10 protein-coding genes are annotated in these 7,697 nt (G+C 69.5%); all 10 read right to left on the reverse strand.

The genetic code is table 11. The annotated features are described in order from the left end of the window. Nucleotides 1-102 precede the first annotated feature (102 nt). Complete coding sequence (locus ACZ562_RS35760; protein ID WP_471188234.1) at nucleotides 103-1,263, reverse strand: hypothetical protein; 1,161 nt, start codon at nucleotides 1,261-1,263, stop codon at nucleotides 103-105. Further along, complete coding sequence (locus ACZ562_RS35765; protein ID WP_471188237.1) at nucleotides 1,263-1,463, reverse strand: hypothetical protein; 201 nt, start codon at nucleotides 1,461-1,463, stop codon at nucleotides 1,263-1,265. The genes ACZ562_RS35760 and ACZ562_RS35765 overlap by 1 nt, the downstream gene beginning before the upstream one ends. Beyond that, nucleotides 1,460-1,750 (reverse strand): hypothetical protein, encoded by a 291-nt coding sequence (locus ACZ562_RS35770; RefSeq protein WP_471188240.1) that lies wholly within the window; start codon nucleotides 1,748-1,750, stop codon nucleotides 1,460-1,462. The genes ACZ562_RS35765 and ACZ562_RS35770 overlap by 4 nt, the downstream gene beginning before the upstream one ends. 102 nt (nucleotides 1,751-1,852) lie before the next feature. Beyond that, on the reverse strand, nucleotides 1,853-2,203 hold the full coding sequence (locus ACZ562_RS35775) for a hypothetical protein (protein ID WP_471188243.1): 351 nt from the start codon (nucleotides 2,201-2,203) through the stop codon (nucleotides 1,853-1,855). A 2-nt stretch (nucleotides 2,204-2,205) separates the two neighbouring features. Further along, nucleotides 2,206-3,036, reverse strand: coding sequence for a hypothetical protein (locus ACZ562_RS35780; protein ID WP_471188246.1), 831 nt, complete (start codon nucleotides 3,034-3,036; stop codon nucleotides 2,206-2,208). A 296-nt stretch (nucleotides 3,037-3,332) separates the two neighbouring features. Further along, entirely contained in the window at nucleotides 3,333-3,815 is a 483-nt protein-coding gene (locus tag ACZ562_RS35785; RefSeq protein ID WP_471188249.1) for a hypothetical protein, read from the reverse strand. After that, entirely contained in the window at nucleotides 3,808-4,500 is a 693-nt protein-coding gene (locus tag ACZ562_RS35790) for a hypothetical protein (protein ID WP_471188251.1), read from the reverse strand. The genes ACZ562_RS35785 and ACZ562_RS35790 overlap by 8 nt, the downstream gene beginning before the upstream one ends. A 275-nt stretch (nucleotides 4,501-4,775) precedes the next feature. Then, nucleotides 4,776-5,780, reverse strand: a complete 1,005-nt coding sequence (locus tag ACZ562_RS35795) for a DUF932 domain-containing protein (protein WP_471188254.1) — start codon at nucleotides 5,778-5,780, stop codon at nucleotides 4,776-4,778. 176 nt (nucleotides 5,781-5,956) lie between these two features. Continuing rightward, on the reverse strand, nucleotides 5,957-6,388 hold the full coding sequence (locus ACZ562_RS35800) for a hypothetical protein (protein ID WP_471188257.1): 432 nt from the start codon (nucleotides 6,386-6,388) through the stop codon (nucleotides 5,957-5,959). Between the two features lie 64 nt (nucleotides 6,389-6,452). Next, nucleotides 6,453-6,800, reverse strand: coding sequence for a hypothetical protein (locus ACZ562_RS35805; RefSeq protein ID WP_471188260.1), 348 nt, complete (start codon nucleotides 6,798-6,800; stop codon nucleotides 6,453-6,455). Nucleotides 6,801-7,697 lie beyond the last annotated feature (897 nt).

Genomic DNA, 7,697 nt, shown 5'->3' on the forward strand with positions numbered 1-7,697 from the left:
AGAGGGCTCCTCGCTCGCGATTGATAGTCAAGTTCCATAATACTTAATTGGTGAAGCGGGGCAACGGCCTTCTCCGCATCGCCCCACTCCGAAGCGCGCAGATCAGGGTCCGGATGCCAGGTCGAACTGGACGTGGACCCCGTCTGCCGTGATGGTCACCTTCCGGCCTGCGCCGTCCAGGAGCCGCGCGTAGGCCTGCATGTCCTCGTTGTAGCGCTCGACTTCGCGCGCGGGCGCCTCGCGGCGGTCTCCGGGCCGGACCGATCCCCAGGGCTCCAGCACACGCGCCACCCTGGCTACCCCGGGATTCCCGCCCGGCTCAAGGATGAGGAATCCCGGCGTCTGCGTGTAGTCGACGTCATCCAGGCCATAGGGCACGTGTCCGGCGGTGGCCAACTCAATGGCCAGCTGCCGGAATTGACTCGAATCGATCAGGTGCGACCACAGCCCCGGCAGGTCCAAAGACGCGACTCCGGCGCGCCGGGCGGCGTCCTCCTGGCTGTTCGCGCTTTCGGCGATCCCCTGGGCCCACTCCCGGTCGTCGTACGTGCGCACGCAGGCGCCGGTGAACTCGTCGACCAGGTCCCACCCTTCACCCTGGGCGGCGGGGGCGAGCCGGAACCGGGTGTCGGTCTGCTCGGCCGGGGGCTCGGCGAAGAACACGTAGCTGCTGCCGTGCGGCTCCGTCGTTATCAGTCCGGCCCGGCGCAGGGCGTCGGCCATGAACGGTGCCGCGGCGCGGGAGGGCCCGTCGAGCGTGTGCCACCAGGCGACGGCACAGCGGGCGGTTAGCCCCAGCGGGCGGCGCACCGGCTGCTCGGAGATTGCCACTCCGCCCCGGGGGCGGTCGAGGAATCCGGACAGGGCGGCGTCGGCGCGCTGGAGCGTGGCCGGCTGCGGGGCGGTGTGCTCGCGCAGCTCGGCCAGGGCGGCGGTGTGCGCGGGCAGCAGCCGCTGCCGGATGTGGTCGGCCGTGTGCCTGGCGGTGGCCTTGGCCTGGGTCTCGCTGGGGCGCGGGCGGGGCTGGGCGGTGACCGTGATGGGCTTGACCTCGATGCCGTGCACGGTGGCCTGTTCGGGCAGAACCGCGGTGATGGTGATCCGGGTCCGGGGGCGGTTGGGGGCGAGTTCCAGGGCGCGGCCGTCGGCGCAGACGATCCGCACCTGGCCCGGGGCGCCGTCCTGCTCGGTGCGCTGGGCGCCGAGCTGCTCGGCGACGTCGCGGGCGAGGGACTCCAGGCCAGCGGGGGTGGACAGGTCCATCAGTGGCTCTCCTTCCGGGCGGTGCGCTTGCGGCGCGGGGGCTGGGCATCGGGGCGGTCGGCGTGGCGCTCGGCGTCGGCGCGGAAGTCGTCGGCGGTGTATCCGGTGTCGCACCAGGGGCGGCAGAGCTGCCCGGGCGCGACTTGGCAGGTCTCGCACTCCTCGTCGAAGTCCTCGGGGCGAAACGGCGGCAGGCTCACGGGGTGTCCTTGATCTGTTCGGCCACCCTGCGGGCGGACAGGACCGGTGTGGTCGTCGCCAGCTCTCCGCAGCTGGCCTCCCAGATCTGCGCCGCATTCGACGTGGAGATCTGGAAGTTGGTGGCCGGGCTGATCCGCCACGTGCGGCCTTGCGGGTCGGTGACGGTGTAGGTGAGGTACTGCGGGGCGTCCTGGCGGCCGTTGTCGCTCCAGGTGAGGCCAGCGGCCGTGAGGGCCTGGCCGAGCTGGGCGCAGCGTTCGGGGGTGGCGTGGTCGAACGATGCCACGGGTGTCTCCTCGCTCGTACACGATCCGACATGTTCCATAATACGTAATAGATGGGGTGGGGCAACTGCTTTTCCGGGACTGCCCCACCCATCCGGTGCCCCCTAGGGGCGCATGAGCACGTTGTTCCTGGGCGGCGGGGCGGCAAGTGCCTGGTGGTCGCGGTAGTCGGACACCTTCACGTAGCCACCCGGCATCGTGTCCAGGCGCAGTTGGTCGGGCCCCCCCTTCTCGATCACGCCCGGGGGAAGGCTCTCGATGTCGTCCGCCTCAACCTGGTTGGCCCAACCGGTCAGGTTGTTGCCGAACAGCCGTCGCCACTCCAGCAGGATGGGGAACAGCTGCCCGAGGTCGTCGACAAGGGCGACCGCACGGGCCTCGTGCGGACCGGGGCACTCGGCGAAGGTGGGAGCGTCGGGGCGGGTGCGCTCGCCCAGGGTCATCAGCCAGCGCACGATCAGACCATCTCCTTGGTCCCGGGGTGCGCCTGGGCTCCCCTGCGGCGGGTGCGGCCGCGCTGCTGGGCGCGCAGAGACGCGACCTCGGCCCGGTACTTGTCCGCGCGGGCCCTCTCCTCGGCGGCGCGCTCGAAGTAGTAGGGAGCCTTCCACTCCAGCACGTAGATGTCCCGGGCCAGCGAACCCTTGTAGTCGGCCAGCATCAGCAGCGTTACGGGATGCGGGTGGGCGGTGAACCAGCGCAGCGCGGTCCACCAGGCGGCAACGGAGGCCTTCAGCGCGGGGCGGGCAGCCTGCGACTCTGCCGCGCAGCGGACGGCTTCGGCTTCGGCGTGCGCGGCGGCCCAGTTGAGAAACCGCAGCAGGCGGGGCGTCTCGCGCAGCCTGGACGCATCCAGGATCAGGGGCAGGTCGTCGCGCTGGGCGACGTCGTCGGCGCACGCGCGCAGAACGGCGGTGAGCGTCGCGGCCGCCTTCGGCGATGGCTCGTTCCCGGCGGCGGTCGACAGCGGATACACGGACACCTCGGGGTAGTCGCCGTAGTCACCGGGGTAGCGGGTCAGGCTGCCGTGGTATCCGTTGCGGCCGTGGGCGAGCCGCGGCAGGGCGTCGTCGGGGGCGGTCGTCTCGAAGGCATTGACCGGGCCGAGACAGGCGCGGACGGCGGTGAACTGGTCCCAGTAGCGCGGATGGTGGGTTCCGGTGACGTGCACGCTGCCGCGCATCGCCCCGTGCAGCTCGAACACGACGGCGTCCGTGCGCCGGGGGCCGGCGGTGGCGCGCACGATGCCGGTGGGCGTCTCGATCGTGAGGGCGTCGGTGGTGGACATGGGCGCTTCCTCTCGCGGTGGGGCGGACGGCAGGTGCGGGGAGTGGCGGTGCTGGCCGGAGCGGCCGTCCGCCCCGTGGGGCGGACGGCGTCGGCGGGTCACTCCTGCGGCTGCTTGTGGCGGCGGAGGTTGCCCCGGTCGGTGAGGGAGGTTTCCTTGCCGCACGGGCACTGGGCCATGCGGCGGCCGTGCAGATGGCGGAACTTCGGGCCGTCGCGCTGGCGTTGATGGTGCGGAGGGTGCCGGGGACCGGCTCCTTGTTCGTGCAGTAGCCGTCCGGTGTCACGGTGGGCTTGTCACTCATGGGCGTTCTCCTCGGTGGGCTCGTCGGGGTGGTACAGGGCGGGCGCGGGGTAGACCAGGCGCAGCGGCGCGGCAATGCCGAGGCAGGGCATGACCGCTTCCTGGAGTTCGCGGGCCTCCATCGGGTGCAGCCACCCGGCCCGTACGGTCCAGCCACACGCACGCGCAAAGGGCTCGTCGGCGGTCGTGGCCACCAGGACGGCGTGACGCACGGTGCTGTACTCCAGGGCGAACGTCAGCAGCGCAAGGAACCGTAGGTACTCCTCGGCGGAGTGGGTCACGCGCAGCGGCGCAGCTCCGACGGACAGAGACAGTTCGGCGGAGACGGTCGTGTCGTTCGTGCGCTCGGCAACGATGCTGAGCTGGTGGCTGCCCTCGTCCAGGGCCAGCAGCAGGGCGGCGAATACGTTGACGGCGCGGCCCACGGCGGAAGCCGTGACGACGTCACCGGTCCGGGTGGCCTTGGGCTCAGGCATGGGCGGCCTGCCAGGCCTTCGTGTTCCACTCGCGGGTCAGGTCGTCGGCGTACGCGACGTCGCGCGCGGCCTCGGCGTCCAGGGCGGCCACGATCACGACGCTGCCGCTGATCCGGTCGGCGCACGGTTGGGCTGCCTCGGCCTGCTCCTGGCGCCTGGCCTCCTCCTCCGACACCTGTTGCACGAGGTAGATGCGCCGGTCGCTGGTGAAGATCACGATGTAGCGGCGGAAGTCCTCGATCCGCGACGGGCGGGCCGGGCCGGTTGTCGTGTCGGCCAGCGTCGCGCGGGCTTCGGCCAGCAGCTTCGCCACTTCCTCGGTCGCCCTCACGCCCGCGTTCCGCTGGCTCTGGTTGCGGCCGTAGTAGACGCGAGCCTGGACGCGGACGGGGGCGAACTCCACCGGGGCGTAGATGCTGATCATCCGGCGGGCGTAGGCATCGCGCTGGTCCCGCTCGGCCTGGGCGGCGCGCGCGGTGTCGGTCACCTTGCCCTGCGTCCAACTCAGCGCGGTCGCAGCGCACGACGTGCCGTAATACGCGACGTCTTCGGCGGTGCCGTCCTCGTTCCCGTCGGCGTCCAGAGGCATGAGCGCGACGGTGCGCTTGAGTCCGCGGCGGCCGCAGCAGCCGCACGTGTCGTAGTCGTCGACGATGCCTTTGATCGTCCACTTCGCGATGGGCATGAATGGCCTTCCGTGGGGCGGTGGGTGGGGCGGTGTGCGCAGGGACATCCGCCGGCGCGGCCTGGGCGCCGGAAGGGGCGGACGTCGTTTTTGCGCGCGGGCTGCTCCGCAGACGCGACACGCTGCCGCTGCGCGGCAGGGGCTGGCGGGGTGCGCTCCGCGCTCCCTGAGGTGGGGTGAGCGCTCCGCGCTCGGGCGGGGCGGCCTCTGCGGGCTTGTCGGGGCCGGGTGGGCACCCGTGGGGGAGTACGGGTGCCCACCCGGCGGTCAGGGGGTCAGACCGTGGTGAGGGCGAATGCCTTCTCCATAAGGTCGTTCGCCGATCCGCTGATCACCCGCTCGGCGCGGGATGCCGCCTTGTCGGCGTCGTTCTTGCCCCGGGCCGGGGCGACGTGGTTGGCGTACTCGGTGAGCGCGTTGTATCCGGCCCACCGCGTGCCCCGGATACCGGCCTGGGTGTCGGCGTGCTCGAACAGATTCGAGATCGCCCCCCACCGCTGCCGCTGGTTGGTCTTGGTACGGGCGTGGTCGCTGTCCTTGACCGGCCACAGCTCGTCGACCACCGACTTGAGCTCGCTGAGCGTCATCTCGGCGTCGATCATGCGCTGTGCGGCCTGCTCGAATTCCTCGGCGTACTTGAACGTCAGACCGAGGGCGGAACGTGCCTGCGCGATACGGGCCTTGGCTCCGGCGGTGTGCCGCACCACGAACGAGGAGCGGGCCCCGTGGATGGCGGCGCGCATGGTGTTGGCGCACACGACCCGGACCGGCGTCACGACGATGCGGAACGCGCTGCCTCCGTCGTGGCTGTTGAAAGCCGCGATGTACAGGTCTACGTCGTCGTCACGGCCGATCGTGAGGGTCTGCGGCATCTTCATGGTGAGGAACACCTGGCGGCCGTCCTTGAGCGATCCGGCGGTCTCGAAGTGCGCGCCGGACTCGTCGGCCAGCAGGTTGAGGAACTCGGCGTGTTCCTCGTTCTGCACGGGGTGGTAGTCGCTGCCGACCACTCCGAGTGTCTGCGTGCGGCCGGTCTTCGGGTGCGTGCGGGCGGTCGCGAAGTGCTGCGGGACCTCCAGCGGGGAGACCCCGTCGGGGGTGATCTCGGTCGCGGTCAGGGGCAGGAGACGCACGTTCCAGCCGGACAGAGACGCGATGCGCATCGCCTCCTCGGCGGTCATCGCGCCGTCGGTGACGGTGCCGAGCTTGTGCCATGCGCTCGTGTTGGCGGAGGCGAAAGCGGCGGTGCCGTCGGTGAACTGCTCGATTTCGTGAGCCACTTGGGGCTTCCCTTCTGGTGACGAACTTTCGGCGGGTTCGGTAGGGGGCCAACCCTCCCGAACTGGTTCCATAATACCTAACTCTGGGGGTGGGGCAACCGATTAAATCTCCGGTACGCCCCACCCCTGGAGTGGCGCTCTGACCTGCGGCTACGACTGCGGCGGCTTGTGCCGTCCTACATCTGCCAGTGCTGCGGCAGTGCCGTGACGCTCTCCGTGTGGACTCCGGTCAGTGCGGTGACGAACGCGCCGTTCCTGTACTCGCTGAGGCGGTAGAGAACGGACTCCCGGCCTCGTAGGTCCAGTTGGCGGTCAATCCGTGTCACCCAGTACCGACCGTGCGCGCGCTCCTGCGACCCGTGGTAGCTGACCAACTGCCCGATGCTGGGGCCACTCTCCGCGCTCATGGCGGTGGAAAGGTTGGACAGGGCCGTACCGAACGTGTGGGGCGGCAACGGCACGTCGGCCAGCGCGGGCCCGGTATGCCCGGTCCGTACGCCAGAGATCCATCCCACCTCGAACAGGGGCCGGGCCAGCTCGCGCACGGCGTGCGGGAAACCGGTGTTCGGGGGGAGTTGCTCCAGTGCGGCCCGGAAAGCGGCCGACATCTGCTCTCGCTCGCCCTCGCTCGCCGGAACGGCGCAGTGGGCGGGCTCAATGCGAAACTGCCTGCTACTTCAGTCCGCGATTCCGCAGGAATTCACTGATGCGGAATGCGACTGCTCGCACCGAAAGGGATGCGCCCCGGAAGGTTCCGAGAATGCGGGGCCCAGTGTCGCTGTCGTGGATGATGTGGAACTCAAATCCCTGAGCGACGGGCAGAAGAATGCGGATGGGACCGGCCGTGGTGTCGAACCAGATAGACGTGGTGTTGTCGTCCTGGTTGTGCTCGATGATGGCGTCCCGGAGGAGTTCAGGGCGCGGGAGGTAATTGGCGATCCGGCGGGCCTGTGTGGCCTGAGGGGTCGTGATCTCGTCCGTGCTGGGAGCGACCTTGCCTCCGCTGATGACGATTTCCACGCTCACGCCTTTCTGTTGACGAACGTTCGGCGGTGCCAGTTAGGGGGCCACCCCTTCCGACATGTTCCATAATACAGTAGTTTTGATCTGTTGCACCACCCCCCACGCAAACTCCTGCGCTATCTCTTGCGCCATCTCCTGACCCTGTCCGGGGGTCGGCCTCCAGGCGTCCCTGGTCAGCCGGCCTTTCGGCCGTGGTCGGGGAGCTGACATCCCCTCTGCTGCCGCTCTCCCTGCCCGAATGAGAGAGAAAGGGTGGTGGGCTGGGCTGGGTGGCGCGGCGGCGTCGGGGATCAGGGCGGGGTTGTGGGTTGCGCGTCGGCGGGGCCTCCGCGCTGTGGCGGGGCGGCCTGTGGGCCGGGTTGTCTGGGTCGAGGGTGCTGGGTGCTGGCCTGATCGGTGTGCTCGGTCCTCCGGCTCTACCCGTCTCCTGTGTCTGTCGTCCTCCTGTCTCTGTCTCTCCTTCCTGTGCGGGGTCGTCTCCTGCCGGAGGCAGGAACACTCACCCGAGGACTCGTCACCATCCCCTGCCCTGATAGGGGTTGGGCCCCGGAGGGGCCCTTTCCCTTCCCGGGTATTCCGTGTTTTACTTCTCCATACGGAATACCCGTCAATTCCCCTCAATCTTTAAGGGGATCGGAGATCCTCTTAAAGGGGATCGGAGATCACCCGAAACCCCAACCCAGACAACCCCCATGGCGAACCCTCAACTAAATCCCCAACTCCCCACCCACACAAAGCAAAACCAGCGTATTTAGCATTTCGTGCCGGAGGCACGCACGTTATGGAATGGCCGGAGGCCAATTCCATAACGCCCCGCCGGAGGCGGGCAATTCGCGCGGGGACGCGCGAAACGAGCGAAGCGAGTATTCGGCTGCCGGAGGCAGAGCGAAGCGG

Source organism: Streptomyces sp. NPDC040410, from assembly GCF_055595715.1.